At 68.5% G+C, this 17,474-nt stretch carries 17 protein-coding genes; 6 read left to right on the top strand and 11 right to left on the bottom strand.

Going from position 1 to position 17,474, the window contains the following annotated elements; all coding sequences use genetic code 11:
• Positions 1 to 78: 78 nt before the first annotated feature.
• The 3 genes from ACV4UZ_RS16555 to ACV4UZ_RS16545 form a co-directional block, all read right to left on the bottom strand.
• Positions 79 to 1,227 carry a glycosyltransferase family 4 protein gene (locus ACV4UZ_RS16555; protein WP_491601890.1) on the bottom strand — a complete coding sequence of 383 codons (1,149 nt, stop codon included), beginning with the start codon at positions 1,225 to 1,227 and terminating at the stop codon, positions 79 to 81.
• Positions 1,228 to 1,240: 13 nt separating this feature from the next.
• The gene (locus ACV4UZ_RS16550; protein WP_491601889.1) at positions 1,241 to 1,936 is read right to left on the bottom strand and encodes a polysaccharide deacetylase family protein; all 696 of its coding nucleotides are present in this window, start codon (positions 1,934 to 1,936) and stop codon (positions 1,241 to 1,243) included.
• A gap of 225 nt (positions 1,937 to 2,161) precedes the next feature.
• Positions 2,162 to 3,391 (bottom strand): DUF2478 domain-containing protein, encoded by a 1,230-nt coding sequence (locus tag ACV4UZ_RS16545; protein WP_491601888.1) that lies wholly within the window; start codon positions 3,389 to 3,391, stop codon positions 2,162 to 2,164.
• 114 nt (positions 3,392 to 3,505) lie between these two features.
• On the opposite strand from ACV4UZ_RS16545, the gene moaA reads away from it, so the two are divergent.
• Entirely contained in the window at positions 3,506 to 4,492 is a 987-nt protein-coding gene (gene moaA / locus ACV4UZ_RS16540) for a GTP 3',8-cyclase MoaA (protein ID WP_491601887.1), read from the top strand.
• A gap of 129 nt (positions 4,493 to 4,621) precedes the next feature.
• Here the strand turns inward: moaA and ACV4UZ_RS16535 are convergent, their stop codons facing one another.
• Genes ACV4UZ_RS16535 through ACV4UZ_RS16510 form a run of 6 tightly spaced genes read right to left on the bottom strand, consistent with a single transcriptional unit; the run spans position 4,622 to position 10,000 of the window.
• Entirely contained in the window at positions 4,622 to 5,809 is a 1,188-nt protein-coding gene (locus tag ACV4UZ_RS16535) for a hypothetical protein (protein ID WP_491601886.1), read from the bottom strand.
• A gap of 1 nt (position 5,810) precedes the next feature.
• Positions 5,811 to 7,262: an MBOAT family O-acyltransferase gene (locus ACV4UZ_RS16530; protein ID WP_491601885.1), complete on the bottom strand. Its 1,452-nt coding sequence runs from the start codon at positions 7,260 to 7,262 to the stop codon at positions 5,811 to 5,813.
• On the bottom strand, positions 7,262 to 8,008 hold the full coding sequence (locus tag ACV4UZ_RS16525) for a glycosyltransferase family 2 protein (protein WP_491601884.1): 747 nt from the start codon (positions 8,006 to 8,008) through the stop codon (positions 7,262 to 7,264). Before ACV4UZ_RS16525 ends, ACV4UZ_RS16530 begins: the two co-directional genes overlap by 1 nt.
• Positions 8,005 to 8,748: a glycosyltransferase family 2 protein gene (locus ACV4UZ_RS16520; RefSeq protein ID WP_491601883.1), complete on the bottom strand. Its 744-nt coding sequence runs from the start codon at positions 8,746 to 8,748 to the stop codon at positions 8,005 to 8,007. Before ACV4UZ_RS16520 ends, ACV4UZ_RS16525 begins: the two co-directional genes overlap by 4 nt.
• Entirely contained in the window at positions 8,745 to 9,377 is a 633-nt protein-coding gene (locus ACV4UZ_RS16515) for an HAD family hydrolase (RefSeq protein ID WP_491601882.1), read from the bottom strand. Before ACV4UZ_RS16515 ends, ACV4UZ_RS16520 begins: the two co-directional genes overlap by 4 nt.
• Positions 9,374 to 10,000 (bottom strand): PI-PLC domain-containing protein, encoded by a 627-nt coding sequence (locus ACV4UZ_RS16510; protein WP_491601881.1) that lies wholly within the window; start codon positions 9,998 to 10,000, stop codon positions 9,374 to 9,376. The genes ACV4UZ_RS16515 and ACV4UZ_RS16510 overlap by 4 nt, the downstream gene beginning before the upstream one ends.
• 132 nt (positions 10,001 to 10,132) lie before the next feature.
• On the opposite strand from ACV4UZ_RS16510, the gene ACV4UZ_RS16505 reads away from it, so the two are divergent.
• From ACV4UZ_RS16505 to ACV4UZ_RS16485, 5 genes are all read left to right on the top strand, one after another.
• The gene (locus ACV4UZ_RS16505; RefSeq protein ID WP_491601880.1) at positions 10,133 to 11,236 is read left to right on the top strand and encodes a hypothetical protein; all 1,104 of its coding nucleotides are present in this window, start codon (positions 10,133 to 10,135) and stop codon (positions 11,234 to 11,236) included.
• A 5-nt stretch (positions 11,237 to 11,241) separates the two neighbouring features.
• Positions 11,242 to 12,009: an NAD kinase gene (locus ACV4UZ_RS16500; RefSeq protein WP_491601879.1), complete on the top strand. Its 768-nt coding sequence runs from the start codon at positions 11,242 to 11,244 to the stop codon at positions 12,007 to 12,009.
• Positions 12,009 to 13,055 carry an AbrB family transcriptional regulator gene (locus ACV4UZ_RS16495; protein ID WP_491601878.1) on the top strand — a complete coding sequence of 349 codons (1,047 nt, stop codon included), beginning with the start codon at positions 12,009 to 12,011 and terminating at the stop codon, positions 13,053 to 13,055. Before ACV4UZ_RS16500 ends, ACV4UZ_RS16495 begins: the two co-directional genes overlap by 1 nt.
• Positions 13,052 to 13,534, top strand: coding sequence for a WbuC family cupin fold metalloprotein (locus tag ACV4UZ_RS16490; protein WP_491601877.1), 483 nt, complete (start codon positions 13,052 to 13,054; stop codon positions 13,532 to 13,534). The genes ACV4UZ_RS16495 and ACV4UZ_RS16490 overlap by 4 nt, the downstream gene beginning before the upstream one ends.
• Positions 13,535 to 13,708: 174 nt before the next feature.
• On the top strand, positions 13,709 to 14,185 hold the full coding sequence (locus ACV4UZ_RS16485) for a DUF992 domain-containing protein (protein WP_491601876.1): 477 nt from the start codon (positions 13,709 to 13,711) through the stop codon (positions 14,183 to 14,185).
• A 55-nt stretch (positions 14,186 to 14,240) separates the two neighbouring features.
• Here the strand turns inward: ACV4UZ_RS16485 and ACV4UZ_RS16480 are convergent, their stop codons facing one another.
• Positions 14,241 to 16,064, bottom strand: coding sequence for a hypothetical protein (locus ACV4UZ_RS16480; RefSeq protein WP_491601875.1), 1,824 nt, complete (start codon positions 16,062 to 16,064; stop codon positions 14,241 to 14,243).
• 5 nt (positions 16,065 to 16,069) lie between these two features.
• Complete coding sequence (locus ACV4UZ_RS16475; protein ID WP_491601874.1) at positions 16,070 to 17,470, bottom strand: Mur ligase family protein; 1,401 nt, start codon at positions 17,468 to 17,470, stop codon at positions 16,070 to 16,072.
• Positions 17,471 to 17,474: the final 4 nt, after the last annotated feature.

The raw sequence follows: 17,474 nt of genomic DNA, 5'->3' as shown, positions 1-17,474 counted from the left end.
TGCGGCCGGGACGGCCGCGCTCCAAGACGAGGGAGTGGTTCGGGGCGCGGGCGTCCCGCCCGCGGATCATCCGGCGTCTCATGTCACCCCCTTGAAGCGGGGCAGGATGCGTTTGCGCGCATGGGCCTGCGCCGTGCGGTAGACCTCCAGCGTCTGGCCCATGCGGTTGTCGAAACGCATGTCCTTTTCCGCCATGGACCGCGCGGCGGCGGCCATGCGCGCCGTCGCGCCGTGGTCGGTCATGATCAGGGCCATGGCTTCGGCCAGCTTCTCGGGGTCGGCGGGGGGGACCAGCAATCCGGTCTGGTGGTCCAGCACGATCTCGGGCACGCCGCCCACGTTGCTGGCCACCACCGGCTTGCCCACAGCGAAGGCCTGGACGGCGACGCGGGGCTGGGCCTCGGTCAGCGAGGGAATGACCACCGCGTCGCCCATCTGCATCAGTTCCGACACGTCGTCGCGATAGCCGGTGAACACCACCTGCCCGGCCAGTCCGGCCGCGCTCAACTGCGCGTGCAGGCCGCGCTCGTACTCGGCGCATTCGGCGGTGGCCGAGCCGACCATGGCCAGCCAGGGGGCAAGACCCTTGTCCCGCAGCAGGCCCAGGGCGGCCAGCAGGTGGTCCTGGCCCTTGTCGGGGCGGATCATGCCGACGCAGACCCAGACATAGGCGTCGCCGGGAAGGCCCAATTCCGCGCGCAGCCTGGCGCGGGTGGCCACCGGGTCGGGCAGGTCGAAGAAGCGCTCGTCCGCCCAGCCGCCGATGGAGACCGAGCGCCTAGCGTCGGCCAGCCCGATTCCCAGCAATTGCTGCCGGGTGCATTCGGCCACGGTGATGATGTGGTCGGCGCCCAGCCGCCACTGGGCGCGGCGGATCATGCCGCCCTTCAAGGGCTGGTTGACGTGGCGCGAACGCACCACCGCCACCAGATCCAGGCAGGCGCACGCGGTCTTGGCGTCGCGGGTGACGTGGGTGTCGACCACCTCGACCCGCTTCTCGATCAGCAGCTTGCGGAAGGCGCGCACCGTGGCGGGCTTCCACGGGCGGTCGAAGTCGAAGTCGATGACCGGCAGGCCGGCGGCCTGGGCGCGCTTGTGGGACTCGCCATCGGCGGGCGAGGCCAGCCAGACGTCGTGGCCGTGAGATTTCAGCCAGCGCACCTGCTCGAGGGTGCGATGCTCCATGCCGCCCCAATTGCGTCCCGGAATGGTGTGGAGAATGCGCAAGGGAATCCCTTTCTCAAACCAGGATGAAGCGTTGCCACCATGCCTGGGGCGGCGGCGGCGGCAGGGTGACCGAGCGCAGGGACCGGGCGGCCAGGCCTTCCAGCAGCAGACGCAGCATGGTGATGGTGATTGCGGGCTTGAACGCGGCGCCCGGCCGCTCGTTGATGGGCTGGTCGTGCATGAGCAGGATGCCGCCGGGAAGGCGCGGATCGGCCAGCAGCCGCTCCACGTCCTTGCGGCACTCCGTCTCCACGTCGTCGGCCGACGCGCAGCGGGTGGCGGTCATGTGGTCCTCGGTGCTGGGGCCCCAATGGACCAGGGCGCAGCCGGGCCGCCACTTGGCCAGCGCCCGGTGAATGCGGGCCGAGCGCCGGCCGCCGTTATAGGGCAGGCGCACCAGATAGGGCCGGGGCGTGGGGCGGTGGACGGCCAGCAGCGCCTCGCAGCGCTCCATGTCGTCCAGCAGGCGCGAGGTGGGCTCGCGGTCGAGGCGGACGTGGTCCCAGCCATGGGCGTAGACGGCATGGCCGCGCTTCACCGTCTCGGCGATCAGCTCGCCCGCATCCACTGCCCGGCAGCCGCTCATGAAGAAGGTGGCCTTGGCCCCGAAGCGGTCCAGCAGATCGAGCAGGACCGGCGTGGAATCGGGCATGGGGGCGTCGTCGATGGTGATCGCCACCGTTCCCCTATCGGCCAGCTGCCGCATCATCGGCCGCCAGGCCCCCAGTGACCAGGAAATCCGCAAATTCGTCCCTTCAACAGTCCCGTTGTCATCCTGAGCGCAGCGAAGGATCTCCGCCTGGAACATTGGTGCCGTTCAGGACAAGCCGGGCCAGGATGAGATCCCTCGGTCGCGGGCGCTCTCTCGGGATGACAAGAATACCTATGACACCGCCAGGGAAGTATCAGGAATCCGTCTTTTCGAACAGTGCGATCATGGGGCCGTCTTGCGCATGGTCGCCTGGCGGCAGTGGCGCTTCAGGTCCTTGGCGCCGCCCCCTTCGGCGACGGCGCGGGCCAGCGCGTCCGGGTCCTCGGCGATCAGGCCGGAACTGACCTCGATGCCATAGGCGAACAGGCGGGGCGTGAGCGGCGCCCCCGGTCCCACCAGCGCCACCCGGGCGAAGCGGGCGAGGCGCAAGAGATTGGGGGCCGAGCGGTTGGCCAGCGTCGAGGCGGTGATGATCACCGCTTCGGCCGCCGGCAGCAGCCATTCCGCCGCCTGTTCCGGGTACTGGCCCGGCCCGGGCTTGCGGTCGATGACCTTGGCCCCGGGCAGGCGGTCGGCAATGCCGGGAAAGGCGCCGATCACCACGGTGCCGCCGCCCTTGGCGCCGAAGCTCTCCAGGCCGTTGCCGCCGGGAAGTGCAAGGTCGAAGCGGTTGTAATGGGCGTTGCAGGCGGCCATGCCCAAGGCCTGCTCGAAGGGATCGGCGGAATGGACCAGTTCGGCCAGGGCCTTCAGCCCGCTCTGGGTCCGCTTGCCGGCATGGCTGGTGGCGTTGCAGCCCGGCGTACCGCGCTCCGGGGTCTGGGCGAGGCCGATTCCGCTGGCCGTCTCCACCATGGTCCAGTTGAGGCCGACCACCACCCGCTTGACGGCCGCGTCCCCGACGCCGTTGGCGAGGTCGGCGTAAAGCCGTCCCGGCCCCCACCAGCGCCACAGCGCCGCCATGCTGGGGGCGATCAGCTCGGTCTGGCCGCCGGTGAATGCGGTCCATTCCTCGATCAGCACGCCGGGCACGGCGGTCAGCACCGGCACGCCTTCCGCCACGGCGGCCAGCATGTCGCCGGCCAGGCCTTCGCCTTCCATCTCGGACTTGGAGAACTTGTTGATGAACAGGAGGTCGGCGCGGCTCTCGATGGCGCGGCGCACCGAGCCCGAGGCCTCGGCCAGGGCCTGGGAATCCAGGATGCAGGCATTGGAATCCTTGCCCAGGCTCTGGCCGATGGAGAGTTTGCGGCCGGTGTCGATCTCGGTCACCGTCATGTCGGTCTTGCGGCCCGTGGGGTCACGCAACGTGTCCTGCAGCAGGCCGCCCAAGCGGAAGCCGCGCGCCTTGAGTTCCGCGGCGAATTCGGCCAGCAGCGTCTCCGGCGGCTTGCCCGGCGGATAGATCACCGCCCCGATGGCGGGCGGGCTGGATTGAGGGGCCGGGGACATGGGACTTTTCCTCTCTTTTGCCGATGTCTTGACCAACGCCAAGACTCGTTTTCGACGCAGGCAGCATATATATCATTACAGCAAGCCCCCGCCGAGGGGCATGGAGGATGCGTCATGATCGATCCGTTTGGACGCAAGGTCAGCTATCTGCGCGTGTCGGTGACCGACCGCTGCGATCTGCGCTGCGTCTACTGCATGGCCGAGGACATGCATTTCCTGCCCAAGGCCGACATCCTGTCCTTGGAGGAACTGGAACGGCTGTGCGGCGCCTTCGTGCGCTCGGGCGTGCGCAAGCTGCGGCTCACCGGCGGCGAGCCCCTGGTCCGGCGCAACATCATGAGCCTGATCACCAATCTGGGCCGGCTGGTGAAATCGGGCGAGCTGGACGAGCTGACGCTCACCACCAACGCCACCCAGCTGGGCAAGTACGCCGACGACCTGGCCGCCGCCGGAGTGCGCCGCCTCAACGTCTCGCTGGACAGCCTGGACCCGGCCAAGTTCGAGGCCATCACCCGCTGGGGCAAGCTGGATCAGGTCCTGGACGGCATTTTCGCCGCCAAGGCGGCGGGACTGGCGGTCAAGATCAACACCGTGGCGCTGAAGGGCGGCAACGAGGACGAGCACGAGCATCTGGTGGAATGGTGCGGCCAACACGGCTTCGACATCACCTTCATCGAGACCATGCCCATGGGCGACATCCATTCCGACCGTACCGAGCAGTACCTGCCGCTGTCGCTGGTGCGGAGCCGGCTGGAACAGCGCTTCACGCTCACCGACATCGACTACCGCACCGGCGGCCCGGCCCGCTATGTGCGCGTCGCCGAGACCGGCGGGCGCATCGGTTTCATCACGCCCATGACCCATAATTTCTGCGAGACCTGCAACCGGGTGCGGGTGACCTGCACCGGCACGCTGTACATGTGCCTGGGCCAGGAGGACGCCGCCGATCTGCGCACCCCCCTGCGGGCCAGCGAGGGCGACCAGCTGCTGGAAGCCGCCATCGCCGAGGCCATCGCCAGGAAGCCCAAGGGCCACGACTTCATCATCGACCGCGACGCCAAGCCGGCCGTCGGCCGTCACATGAGCGTCACCGGCGGCTGAGACGAACGGATCTGTCATCCCGACGCCTGCGGGCGGAGGGATCTCATCCTGGTTCGGTTTTTCAGAATCGGCACCGCTGGTCCAGGCGGAGATCCTTCGCTGGCGCTCAGGATGACATGAAAACTCGGATCAACGGCCGGGTGGTATGAGGCGGGCTTGTTCGGCGATGGCAGCCACCTCCGCCACCTCGTCGGGGTGGGCGGCGGCATAGGCGGCCCGTTCGGCACGGATGCCGGTGATCACCGCTTCCACGTTGTCGGGCGAAAGGCGGATGCCGAAGGACGCGTCGCCCTTGGCCGCCAGCACCCGTTCCAGCATCAGATTGCCCGCCGCCTTGGTGAAGTGGGAGCCGTCCCAGTACCAGCGCATGCGGGTCTCGGGATCGCGGGGAATGTCCTCGGTGGTCACCGTGTTGTAGCCGCTGAAATCCCACAGCTCGGTCCCGGACAGTGCCACGGTGACCGCCAGATCGCGCTTCCACTGCTCCCAGACCGGCATCAGGCCGGCGGCGGCCTTGGCTTCCAGCACCTTGGCGTGAATGGGGGTGATGAGCAGGACCACCCGCGTCGTGCCGTTGTCGAAGGCGGCCAGCAGGCGCCGCAGATCCTCCATCCGCTCCGGCGCGTAGCGGAAGCCGGCATAGGTCTTGGACGAAGAGGTTGGCGCCAGCTGCGAGCGGATCACGCCGTCCATCTCGGCGCGGTGGTCGAAGCTCTTCTTGCGCGCGCCGATGTCGTAGGTGCCGTCCTTGGCGAAGGACTGGCGCATGCCCTTGACCGAGCTGAACAGCACCCAGCCGGAATCGTCGAAGGCCTGCAAGGACAGCAGGCGGCGGGCATGGACTGGCCAGGGCGAAGCCCCGGCGAAGCCCGAGCGCTCGAAATCGCCGCCGGTGGCGGTGCGCTCGCCGAACATCATCAGGTCGAGCCCCACCACCACCAGCCGGGGCGACTGGTGGCGGGCGGCGTATTCGGCGGCACGGGCCAGTTCGGCCATGTTGGAATCGGACAGCGAGGCGTTGAAGGCGAACGCGCCGTCCAGGGCGGGCGATTGCGGGTCGAACCCCATCTCGCCCCGGGACGTGCCGTAGAACAGCACGTCGAATTTGGTGTGGCCCAGGATCAGCGCCTTGTTGACGCGGCCGCCGTCGCGCCTGAGCGTCTTCTGGTCGTTGAAGCCCTTGATGTCGCCCCAGCGGAAGCTGGCATAGGGATCGACGATGAAGTTGAAACCCGCGCCCAGCGCCAGCACGACCAGCACCCCGCCCAGCAGGGTCAGGAGGAATGTGCTCTGAGAGAGGGACTTGGGCTGGCTCATGTCAGAACTGGTAATAAAGGAATTCGCTGGTCCGCCACAGGGTCATGACGGAAACCGCCAGCATGGCCGCCAGCGCCCAGGCCCAGCCGGTGGTGGGAGCCCAGGCGAAACGCTTCGGCCGCTCCACCGGCTCAAGTCCCGGCCCGGTGGCCTGCATGATCTGCTGGCTGTTGGGGGCCAGGGTGCAGACCGCCATCAGGACCAGGGACAGGGCCAGCCCATCCCACGCGACCTTGACCGCGCCGCCGGAGATTCCGCCCAGCCCCGCCATGCCCTTCAGCACGATCAGGGCGGCGTCGAAACTGTTGGCGCGGAAGAACACCCAGGCGGCGACGACCAGCACTTGGGTCAGCAGCCAGCCGGCGATGACCTCTCCTTGCCCCGGTTCGGCGGGCCGCGCCTCCCGCCACAGGTGGTTGCCCACCAGCATCAGCCCGTGCAGGCAGCCCCAGGCCACGAAGGTCCAGGCCGCGCCGTGCCACAGCCCGCCGAGCGCCATGACAACCATCAGGTTGACGTGACGGCGCACCGGCCCGCAGCGACCGCCGCCCAGGGGGAAATAGAGGTAGTCGCGCAGGAAGCGGGACAGGGTCATGTGCCAGCGCCGCCAGAACTCGATGATGCTGGTGGCCTTGTAGGGCGAGTTGAAGTTGACCGGCAGGTCGATGCCGAACAGCCGCGCCAGGCCCACCGCCATGTCGGAATAGCCCGAGAAGTCGAAATAGATCTGCACCGTATAGGCCAGGGCGCAGGTCCAGGCGGCCCCCAGGCTCAAGTCCTGGCCCGCGGCGGCCGCCGAGAAGCCGGGCGAGACGTAGGACGCCACCCAATCGGCGATCACCGCCTTCTTGAACAGCCCGATGGCGAACAGCGACAGGCCGGCCACCAGATTCTCGGAGATGGAGCACTGGCGGCGGGGCTGGCGGAACTGGGGCATCATCTCCTTGTGGTGGATGATGGGCCCGGCGATCAGGTGGGGAAAGAAGGTGACGAACAGGGTGTAGCTCAGCACGTCGCCGTCCTGGGCCAGCTTGCGCCGCACGTCCACCAGATAGGCGATCTGGGTGAAGGTGAAGAACGACACGCCGAGCGGCAGGTCCAGGCCCTTGGCCTCGATCATCAGGCCCAGCAGGGGGGCGACGGATTCGGCGAAGAAGCGCTCGTACTTGAACACGCCCAGGAAGGCGAGGTTGAGCGCGATGCCCACCGCCAGCACCGCGCCGCCCCAGCCTGTGTCGCGGGTCCGGGCGATGGCCTGGCCCAGGGCGAAATTGGCGGCGATGGACACGGCCAGCGGCCAGGCATAGGCCGGGTTCCACCAGGCGTAGAAGACGATGGAGGCCAGGGTCAGGAAGGCCATGGCCGGACGCCATCCCACCTGCCGGAACCCGAAGAACCCGGCGAGCGCCAGGGGCAGGAAACCGAACAGGAAGGGCGCCGAATTGAACAGCATCAGGCGGAGGCGGCGGAAGTCCGCAGGGCGATGAAGGCGTCCAGATCCTCGGGGGTGCCCAGGCCGTGCATGGCGGTCTGGGGAATCTCCCACACCCCCACCCGTGCCCCGGCCCGGAGGAGGTAGTTGTAGACCGGGCAGGTGTAGAACTCGTTGTTGACCCGGTCATCGGCCGCGATCATCGCCTCGGCCGCCTGGCGGAAGGCCCGCGCCGACTTGAAGTAGTAAAGGCCGACCGTGGCCCATTCGCTGATGGGGTCCTTTTCCGCCACCCGCTCCACCAGTCCGTCGGCGCCCAGCTTGGCGTAGGACCATTTGGGGTGGGGCTCGGACCGGAACACCATGATGGAGCCGTCGAGATCGCGGGAAAGGGCATCGTCCAGCATGGCCGCCGCGCCGCCATCCACGAACTGGTCGGAATTGGCCACCAGCATGGGGGCGTCCGGGTCCATCTCGTCCCAGGCGGCCAGCAGGGTGCAGGCGGTGCCCTCGGTCAGGCCGTCCAGCAGGTGAAAGCGGATGCCCTGGGCCTTCAATTCGTCCACCACGCCGGGCTCGGCCTCGCAATGGGCCTGGCGCGCGATCAGCAGGGTGTCGGCCCCCCCATAGGCCACGTTGTCGATGACGTGGCGGATCATGGGGCGGCCCAGCACGTCGATGAACGGCTTGGGCTTGGCGTAGCCGGCCTTGGCGAAGCGCGAGCCCTCGCCGGCCATGGGAATGACGATCGTGACGGGCTTGGTCATTGGTCGAGCGGCGAATTCTGGAAGTGGGTGAGGAAGTGCGCCACGTCCTCGGGGATGCCCAGCGGATGGAACTCGGCATTGGGAATCTTGTGCTGGCCGACGCGCGCCCCTTCCAGGATCAGCTGGTTGATGGAGGGCACGATGAAGAACTGGTTGTTGACCAGGGTGTTCTTCAGCAGCGCCTTCTCGGCGGCGCGGATGAACATGCCGCCGTTGCGGTAGTAATAGGCGCCCACCGTGGCGTGGTTGCTGATGGGATTCTTCTCGGCGGTCTCCACCACCATGTCGTTCTCGTCCAGGCGCACGAAGGACCAGCGCGGATGCATGGAGGTGAAGGTAAGGATGCCCACGTCCAGGTCGCGGGCGCGGAAATCGTCCAGCGCCGGCTGAATGCCCCGCGTGGTCCACTGGTCGCCGTTGCACACCAGAAGGGGCGCCTCGCGGTCGATGTGGTCCACGGCCAGCAGGGCGGTGCACAGCGCGCCGCCGGTGGGCCGCTCGGTCTGGACGATGGTGCAGCCGGGCGCCAGCAGCTTCAGCACCGAATCCAGGTGGAATTCCTGGCGGTCGGCGGCGTTGGTGACGAAGATGAAGCGGTGGTCCTCGGCCGGGCGCGACGAGCGGATGGCGTATTCCACCATGGGGTGGCCCAGTACCTCGATCATGGGCTTGGGGAATTTCTGGCCCATCTCGTGGAAGGGCCGCGCCGAGCCGGCGATGGGCATGAGGATCTGGATCATGACGCGGCCTCCACCTGACGGATGCGCTCGCGGATGTTCCAGTAGGTCACCTCGGACGGGTCGGCCACCCGCAGCACATGGGCGCCGGAATCGGTGGCCGCCTGCACGCCGTAATCATTGTCCTCGACGATCACCGTCTCGGCCGGCGCGATGCCCAGCCGCGTCATGGCGGTGACGTAGATGTCGGGATCGGGCTTGGGCTTGGCGCAGTCCTGGTTGGACAGCGTGATGTCGAAATAGTCCAAAAGCCCCGACTGGCCCAGCATCATGTCGCAGGTCTCGCGGATGGAATTGGTGCACACCGCCAGCTTGTAGGCCTCGGCCTTCAGGCGCGACACCGCGTATTCGATGTGGAAGACGGGGAAGCAATGGGTGGCGATCAGCTGCTTGGTATAGACCTGCTTCAGCTCGTTGATCACCCCGGCCAGGCCCTTGGGGAAACCCCGGTGCTCGTGCAGATAGGCCAGCTTCTTGCGGGTGGGCAGGCCGTCGAAGGTGGTCAGGTGCTCTTCGCGGCCGATCTCGTAGCCGAACAGGCGCAGCGCCTGGTTCAGCGCCTCCCAGTGCCACTCGCGGGCGTCCACCAGGACGCCGTCGAGGTCGAACAGAACGGCGCGGATGCGGCTCAACGGAGGAACTCCTGCAATTGGGCGGGAAGATCGGTGCAGACCATCACGCGGTCGTCGTGACGGAAGCTGCGCGCCAGTTCCCAGATGGGGCCCTTGTCCCGGCGGTGCAGCTCGCCCGACACCAGGGCGACCATCTTGCCGGCATCCAGATGGGCCTGGATGTCGGCGGACGTGATCCATTCCCGGTCCAGCTCGTCCATCCACACTCCGGCGCAATCGGCGTAATAGGCCGGCGACGGCTCGGCATCGGAATGCCGGGTGAAGGTGGTCAGTCCCAGGCGCAGGTAGTGGCGCATGTCGGGCACCGACATGTCGAAGAAGAAATAGTCGGAGGCGCGGCCCGCCACCAGGGGCGCCATGATCCCGGCCAGCCCGTCGGCCTTGACGTTGAGCGCCAGCACCCGCTCGGGCGAGGCCAGCTCCAGCCACTCGGCCCAGCATTGGGAGAGGAGGGGGGCGTCGGCGCCGGGCACGTCGTGGGAGACCACCACCTCACCCAGCCGGTCGCGCAAATCGGTCTCGATGCCGAACCCGGCCCGCAAGGCGCTGGCGAGGCAGTCGGGGCGGTTCTGTTCGGCCTTGTGCCGCCAGGCTCCGCGATGAGCCAGAATCCGCGCGCCCATGGGACCTCGGAATTGGGATTGACCTTTATGCCGCCATCGCGGCAAATCGATTGGCGGATAAACCGCTGGGTTTGGATAGCAAATTCCCTCTTCCCACGCAACCCGACCGTCCCCTGACCAAAAGCCGCCGCCGTGATCATCGACAGCATCGAGACCCTCGTCAAAGCCAAGCATTGCCGCGATCTGGACGCGGTCGAGGTGCGTACCGGCCGCTTCAAGTGCCGCAACCTGCTGCCCCACGCCCTGAAATACGCCCTGTGGGCCTTGAAGCCCGGTGGAACCCTGGTTATCCAGGACGACGGCCCGGCCCTGGCCGAGACCTGGGAGATGCCCTTCGCCCAGGTGCGAAGGCTGGTGTTCAAGGTACTGGGCGGCGACGCCGCCCTGGTGGAGATGAAGCCCGAGGCCTTCCGCCTCGCCTTCGCCCGCACCCGCCCGCTGCCTGAAGCCGGCTGGTCGGCGGGACTGATCTTTTCCGGCAATGACGGGGAACTGCCGGCGCTGGCCCGCTGCCTGGACGGGCTTTGCGCCCAGCCGGAACTGACCGGCGAGACGGGGGAAATCCTCGTTTGCGGGCCGAGGCGCGACCTGTCGTTCCTGGCGCCCTGGCCCAATGTCCGCTACGTGGAGTTCGAGACGCCGCCCGGCCCGCGCTTTCTGATCTCGGCCAAGAAGAACTTCCTGGCCACCCAATTCCGCTTCGACAAGGTGCTGGTGCTGCATGCCCGCATCCGCCTGGACCATGGCTGTCTGGCGGCGCTGCCCCGCGAGTTCGACGTGGTGACCCCGGCGGTGTTCACCCAGGTGAAGGGGCGCGCTTGCGCCTATCTCGACTACGTCATCTCCGACGCCACCGATCCCAACCGCATGGCGACGCGCTTCAACGTGCCCATCGACTATCCCCGGGCGCGCTATCACGAATTCCTGAGCCGGGGCGAGCCCTATATCGACGGCGGGCTGTTCATCGCGCGGCGCGACATCCTGCTTTCGGTGCCGCTGGACGGCCATCTCGGCTGGTCCGAGGGCGAGGATTCCGACTGGTGCCGCCGGGTGCGGGCCGCCGGCTTCCTGGTGGACCTGGCCCATGAGGCCACGGCCACCACCGACAACAACAAGATGGGCCGCTCGGTGGCGCCCAGCACCTGGGACCTGGTCCGCCGTCCCATCCGCCGTCCGTTGCGGGCGCTGTCGGCCTGGGGACGCCACATGGGCAAGCGGTTGCGCGGGGAGCGCTGACGAGGATGACCTTCAACTCCATCGCCTTCGTCGCCGCCGAGACCGAGGCCGCCCAGGCGGCGCTGTCCCGATTGCGGAATCGCTATCCCCACGTGCCGCCCGAGGAGGCCGACCTGATCGTCGCGCTGGGCGGTGACGGCTTCATGCTGGAGATGCTGCACCGCTTCGTGGCCCGCCGGGTGCCCATCTACGGCATGAACCGGGGCAGCGTCGGCTTCCTGATGAACATCTACCGCGAGCACGGGCTGATCGAGCGGCTGTCCAAGGCGGAGCAGGTGATTCTCCATCCGCTGCGCATGAAGGCGCGCTGCGCCTCGGGCGAGGAGGTGGACGCCCTGGCCATCAACGAGGTCTCCCTGCTGCGCGAGACCCGGCAGGCGGCCAAGCTGCGCATCCGCATCGACGGCAAGATCCGCATGGACGAGCTGATCTGCGACGGCATCCTGCTGTCGACCCCGGCGGGCAGCACCGCCTACAACCTGTCGGCCCACGGGCCGATCATTCCGCTCGGCGCCGGCATCGCGGCGCTGACCCCCATATCCGCCTTCCGTCCCCGGCGCTGGCGCGGCGCCCTGCTGCCCCACACCGCCAAGGTGGTGTTCGAGGTGCTGGAGGCGGGCAAGCGCCCGGTCAGCGCCGTGGCCGATTCCACCGAGGCCCGCGACGTGGTCGAGGTGGAGGTGCGCGAGGACCGTTCCTGCGATCTGGTGCTGCTGTTCGACCCCGAGCACAATCTGGAGGAGCGCATCATCACCGAGCAGTTCCTGCCGTGATGATGAGGGTCCGTGCCTGGGCGCTTACCCTGGGTCTGGGAGCCTTGGGCGGAAGCCTGTTTTCCGTCCTCGACCTGCCGCTGCCGTGGATGCTGGGGGCGCTTTCCGCCACCACCCTGGCCTCGCTCGGCGGGTTGAGGCCCGAAATCCCGGCCAATCTGCGCGGCGTGATGATCGCCGTGCTCGGCCTGATGCTGGGCAGCGCCTTTTCCCCCGAATTGCTGGGGCGCATCGGGGCGTGGAGCGATTCCCTGGCGGTCCTGCTGCTGGCCATGGCGGCGACGGCGGTGCTGGTCACCCTCTATCTGCGGCGCGCCGCCGGCATGAGCCGGGTCACCGCCTTTTTCGCCGCCGCGCCGGGCGGCATCAACGAGATGGTGATCACCGGCGGCGCGCTGGGCGGCGACGAGCGCACCATCGCGCTGTCCCACTCCTTGCGCATCCTGCTGATCGTCTTCACCGTGCCGTTCGGCTATCGGCTGATCGCCCATGTCCACTCGGCGCCCATGGCCGAGAGCATGGGGCGGCTCGCCGATCTGGGCGGCCTGGACGCCCTGGTCATGCTGGGATCGGCCCTGGCCGGCGCCGTCCTCGCCCGGCTGGCCCGCCTGCCGGCCTGGATGCTGACCGGCCCCATGCTGGCCAGTGCCGGACTGCATCTGGCCGGGCTGACCGCCTTCCGCCCGCCGGCCGAGCTGGTGGTGCTGGCCCAGGTGGTGACCGGCGCCGCCATCGGCTGCCGCTTCCGGGGGTTGTCGTGGGGCGAGATGGCGGCCATGGCCCGCCCCGCCATGGGCGCCACCGCCATCATGCTGATGCTGTCGGCCGGCGCCGCCGCCCTGCTGGCCGGGTGGGGCGAGCTGTCCTTCGGCCTGCTGCTGCTGGCCTTCGTGCCGGGCGGCATCGCCGAGATGTGCCTGGTGGCGCTGGCTCTGGGCCAGGACGTGGCCTTCGTTTCCACCCATCACGTGGTCCGGGTGGTGATGGTCATCATGCTGGCGCCGCCCATCTTCAAGCTGCTGGAGCGAAGGGAGAAGCGCCCATGAGGGTCATCGACGCCCATGAACTGGCCGGGCTTTCCGCCCAGGCCGCCGACTTGCCCCGGCGGCGGCTCAACATCAACCTGCACGCCGAGTCCTCGGACCCGGTCCAGCGCATGGTGATCGCCTTCGAGCCGGAAACCTATATCCGCCCGCACCGCCACCCCGCCCAGTTCGAGACCTTCGTGCTGTTGCGCGGCCGGGCCTCGCTGCTGGCCTTCGCCGATGATGGCGCGCTGCGGCAACGCGTCGAACTGGCCGAGGACGCGGCCCGGCTGGTGGAAATTCCTGCGGGCACCTGGCATTCCCTGGTGTCCGGGATGGCGGGAACCCTGGTGGTGGAGGTCAAGCCCGGCCCTTATCGGCCCACCCCCGAGGCCGATTTCGCCGCCTGGGCTCCGCCCGAGGGCGCCGCAACCGCCGCCGCCTGCCGCGATTGGATGGACGGGTGCCGAACCGGCGACCGCTTCAATTGTCGGGCGTAGGTCTGTTGCGCCGCAACAAGGATTGACTTGTAAATGTTACAATAAGGCAAGGCATTCCCCTTCCCATCGCAGGAATCCATGCCATACTCCCAATGTCCGCGTTCCGTGGTCGGTGGAGGAATTCTGGCACGACTGCGGCAGCGAGCGCAGGACAGGCAGAATAAGGAGGGGTCGATGAGAAAGTGGATTGCTTCGACTGTTGTGGCTCTGGCGGCGCTGTTCGCGTTCGGCCACGAGGCCCGCGCCGAGGGTGGCGTGGTCCTTGGCGTGCTGACCTGCAGCAAGACCGGCGCCGGCGTTACCTATGTGCTCCATTCCCGTAATCCGGTGGCCTGCGAGTACAACGGTGTCGGCGGCCCGTCCAAGTATACCGGCAAGAGCGGCATCCTGTTCGGCATCGATCTCGAGATCGAGCACATGGACGGCATGGCCTATCTGGTGATCGGCGGCACCGCCACCGACAAGAACAGCCTGCAGGGCTATTATGTCGGCGCCAAGGCCTCGGTGACCGTGGGCCTCGGCCTGGCGGCGCAGGCGGGTCTGGTCGGCGTCGGCAACGACTTCGTCCTGGTCCCCGTCGGCCTGGGCGGTCAGATCGGTATCGGCGCCACCGCCGGCATCGCTTATGTGGACATCATGGGCGCCAAGTAGCGCCGGTTGTCTTCACGGCCAAGGGCGGAACGGGAAACCGTTCCGCCCTTTCCGTTTACGGCCACTGCCTTGGAATCTTGTGGCCGGGATAGTGGAAGACCTCCACCACGCGCCATCCACTCCCCTCGCGGTGAACCAGCAGGGCGCCATCGGCGGGGGCAAGGCCCAGCCGCTCCTGGCCCGACAGGACGATGGCCCAGTCGGTGGGGGCGGCGTTCAGCCAGGCCAGGGGATCGCCCACGCTGAAAGCCGAGAACCCGCGGCTGAAGCGCCGCCTGTCGTTCCATTCGTAGATGGCCATCACCTGCGACAGGCCGCTGCCGTGGGGGTCCATCACCTCGATGGTGGCTCCGGCCGGCACCAGGCCGGGGAGCTGCCGCAGGGTCTGGCGGTAATGAATCTTCATGGGGTCCAGGTCGAAGCGGACATACCAGGCGGTGGCCAGCGGGCCTGCGAGGGTGAGGACGATTGCCGCGGTGCCCAGGGCCTTCATCCACCCCCGGCCGGCAAACCGCCCGAGCCAGCGCCCGGCCAGCATGGCGGCGGGCAGGGTCACCGCCAGCCCCACATGGGTGTTGTAGCGCCAGTAGGACATGACGTTGAGTCCGTCCTGCGCCCCGAACACCGCCACATAGGTGGTCAGCAGGAACAGGTTGTACCCGATGAACAGCATGCCGGCCACGGCGCACAGGCGGTCGAGCCTGTCGCGGCAGCGGACCAGGCCCACCAGTCCGAAGCCCGTCACCACCAGACCCAGGCCGAAATGGCCGCCCTTCTGGCTGGCGACGCTGGCCATGGCCTTGATGATGGCGGGGATCAGATGGATGTTCCAGTCGGCGAAGGGGCGAACGCCCATCTCCTGGCCGCTGAGGAACTGGCCCACATGCCAGCGCCACAATCCGGCGCACAGCAGCGGCAGGAGCAAGGCGGGAAGCCATTCCCGGCCGGTCAGGGCGCCCAAGCCCCGGCTGCGCACGGTCATCAGCAGCGCCGCTCCCAGGGCGCAGCCGAGCAGGGCGGCATTGCCGGGCTTGACCGCCAGCACCGCTCCGCCGATCAGGCCGAAGGCGATTCCCCAGCGCCAGCGTCCGTCATGGTCCTCGTCGCCGGTGCTCAGGCGCTCGGCGGCCAGGACCAGGGTGGCGACCAGGAACGCGGTGATCACGTCGGCATAGGCGGAAAACGCCAGCTTGGGCACGAAGGACGGCGACAGCAGGGTGGCGAACAGCAGGGCGGCGGCCCATAGGCCCAGGCCCGGGCGGCCGATTCCGGCCCCATCCGCCGCCAGGCGTCCCAGCAGGATGGCGAACAGCCCCAGGACCAGGGTATTGAGCAGGGCGGGGACCGCCTCGGAAAAGCCGATCAGGGCCATGGCCGCTTCGCCCACCATGGGCCAGGCATAGGGATAGGCGGCGCAACAGCTGGCGATGACGGGGGCGTCCGGCCCGCCGGGCAGGCGGTGATGGGTCGCCAGATAGCGGAAGGCGTGCAGCCAGTGGCTGAACTCGTCCCATTCCGATCCGCGCCGGTCGGACAGCAGCAACAGCAACGGGAGCAGCAACAGCAGGACGGTCAGAGCCGGTCGCAGCCAGGGTCTGACCTCGTCACGGCGGAACCAGGCGGCGGCCAGGGCCAGGGCCGCGGCCAGGGCCATGCCGACCTTCAGGCTGATGCCCGCCACGCCCAGCGAGGTCAGGAGCAGGACGTAGAATCCCATGCCGGCGGCGAAGGCGGTGGCCGGGTCGGCGCGGCGCAGCAGGGCGACGCCCAGCAGGATGCCGCAGGCGACAACCGCCAGCCCCGCCAGGACAGGGGCCGCGTTGAGGGACAATGTGGACAGGATGCCCAGGGTCTCGGAGGCGATCGTGGCGATTTTCATGAGGATCAGGCCTGACGGGATGGGAGGCGGCCGAGAATCTCCTCGGCGAACTGGGACAGGGTGTCGTCGCGGGCGCCCATCACCACGATGCGGTCGCCGGGCCGGGCGTTTTCCACCAGGAAATCGCCGCAGGCGGCGCGCTCGCCCAGCGCCAGGGCGCGGCGGCCGATTCCCCGGGCGATGTGGGCGCTGGTCACCGAGCGGTCCACCGTGCCGCCGAAATAGGCCGGGTCGGGCATGACCAGCAGGTCGTCGCGCCCCAGATTCTCGGCGAAGCAGGCGATGAATTCGTTCCTCATCAGGCGAAGCGGCCCGAAGCCGTGGGGCTGGAACATCACCAGCAGCCGGCCCGGCCAGTCGTGCAGGGTGGCCAGCGTGGCGGTGATCTTGTCCGGATTGTGGGCGAAATCGTCGATCACCGTGATGCCGCCCTTGGTCCCCACCGTCTCCAGGCGGCGGCGCACCCCGGTGAACTCGCCCAGCGCGACGGCGGCGTCCTCCAGGCCCAGTCCGGCGGCGCGGGCCGCCGACAGGGCGGCCAGGGCGTTGGCGACGTTATGGCGTCCGGGAACCAGCAACCTGACCTTCGCCGCCGCTCCCCCTTTTTCCCGCACGGTGAAGCCGACGCCATCGGGAGCGGGGGTGACGTCGTCGGCCAGGAGGTCGGCAGCCGGATCGGACAGGCTGTAGGTCCTGACCCGGTCCGCCGGCAGCGTGGCGGCCAGGGCCGCCGTCTCGCCGTTGTCCAGGTTGAGCACCGCCACCCGCGCCTTGGCGGTGAAATCGGCGAACAGCCGGCGCAGTTCCTCCATGGATTTGTGGTCCAGCGCGATGTTGTTCACCACCGCCACCTGGGGGGTGTAGTTGGCGATGGAGCCGTCGCTTTCGTCCACCTCGGCCACGAAGGCCGGCCCAGTGCCCACCAGGGCGCTGGAAAAGGGCGAGTCGGGGCGGATGAAATTCTTCATCACCGCGCCGTTCATCACCGTGGGCCCGTGGCCGCAGCGCTCGAGAATCCAGCCCAGCATGCCGGTGGTGGTGGACTTGCCGCTGGTGCCGGCGATGCCGATGGGCATGGCCGCCTGATTGAACAGGCGGGCCAGCAATTGCGGCCGGGTGAGATGGGCGGCGCCCAGCGCGCGGGCCGCCACCACGTCGGGGACGGTGTCCTCCACCGCCGCCGAGGTGACCAGCACCTGGGCCGGATCGGTCAGGCCGCTGCCGTCCTGGGGAAACAGGCGGATGCCCAGCCCCCTCAGATACTCGAACTTGGGCGACAGGCGCCCCTGGTCCAGCGAGCGGTCCGATCCGGCCACGGAACTGCCGCGCGCCCGGACGATCAGCGCCAGGGGCAGCATGCCGCTGCCACCGATGCCGCAAAAGAAATAGGGGGTGTCGTGCTCCATGGCC

Source organism: Paramagnetospirillum sp., assembly GCF_058402745.1.
Note: the sequence above shows the minus strand (reverse complement) of the source record. Positions and strands in the feature narration are given on the sequence as shown.

Bases quoted from the DNA above. Each gene is read 5' to 3' on its own strand.
- ACV4UZ_RS16500 (WP_491601879.1), top strand. From the start codon at position 11,242: ATGACCTTCAACTCCATCGCCTTCGTCGCCGCCGAGACCGAGGCCGCC.
- ACV4UZ_RS16525 (WP_491601884.1), bottom strand. From the start codon at position 8,008: ATGACCAAGCCCGTCACGATCGTCATTCCCATGGCCGGCGAGGGCTCG.
- ACV4UZ_RS16480 (WP_491601875.1), bottom strand. From the start codon at position 16,064: ATGAAAATCGCCACGATCGCCTCCGAGACCCTGGGCATCCTGTCCACA.
- ACV4UZ_RS16545 (WP_491601888.1), bottom strand. From the start codon at position 3,391: ATGTCCCCGGCCCCTCAATCCAGCCCGCCCGCCATCGGGGCGGTGATC.
- ACV4UZ_RS16550 (WP_491601889.1), bottom strand. From the start codon at position 1,936: ATGATGCGGCAGCTGGCCGATAGGGGAACGGTGGCGATCACCATCGAC.
- moaA (WP_491601887.1), top strand. From the start codon at position 3,506: ATGATCGATCCGTTTGGACGCAAGGTCAGCTATCTGCGCGTGTCGGTG.
- ACV4UZ_RS16535 (WP_491601886.1), bottom strand. From the start codon at position 5,809: ATGAGCCAGCCCAAGTCCCTCTCTCAGAGCACATTCCTCCTGACCCTG.
- ACV4UZ_RS16495 (WP_491601878.1), top strand. From the start codon at position 12,009: ATGATGAGGGTCCGTGCCTGGGCGCTTACCCTGGGTCTGGGAGCCTTG.
- ACV4UZ_RS16475 (WP_491601874.1), bottom strand. From the start codon at position 17,470: ATGGAGCACGACACCCCCTATTTCTTTTGCGGCATCGGTGGCAGCGGC.
- ACV4UZ_RS16520 (WP_491601883.1), bottom strand. From the start codon at position 8,748: ATGATCCAGATCCTCATGCCCATCGCCGGCTCGGCGCGGCCCTTCCAC.
- ACV4UZ_RS16510 (WP_491601881.1), bottom strand. From the start codon at position 10,000: ATGGGCGCGCGGATTCTGGCTCATCGCGGAGCCTGGCGGCACAAGGCC.
- ACV4UZ_RS16530 (WP_491601885.1), bottom strand. From the start codon at position 7,262: ATGCTGTTCAATTCGGCGCCCTTCCTGTTCGGTTTCCTGCCCCTGGCG.
- ACV4UZ_RS16490 (WP_491601877.1), top strand. From the start codon at position 13,052: ATGAGGGTCATCGACGCCCATGAACTGGCCGGGCTTTCCGCCCAGGCC.
- ACV4UZ_RS16485 (WP_491601876.1), top strand. From the start codon at position 13,709: ATGAGAAAGTGGATTGCTTCGACTGTTGTGGCTCTGGCGGCGCTGTTC.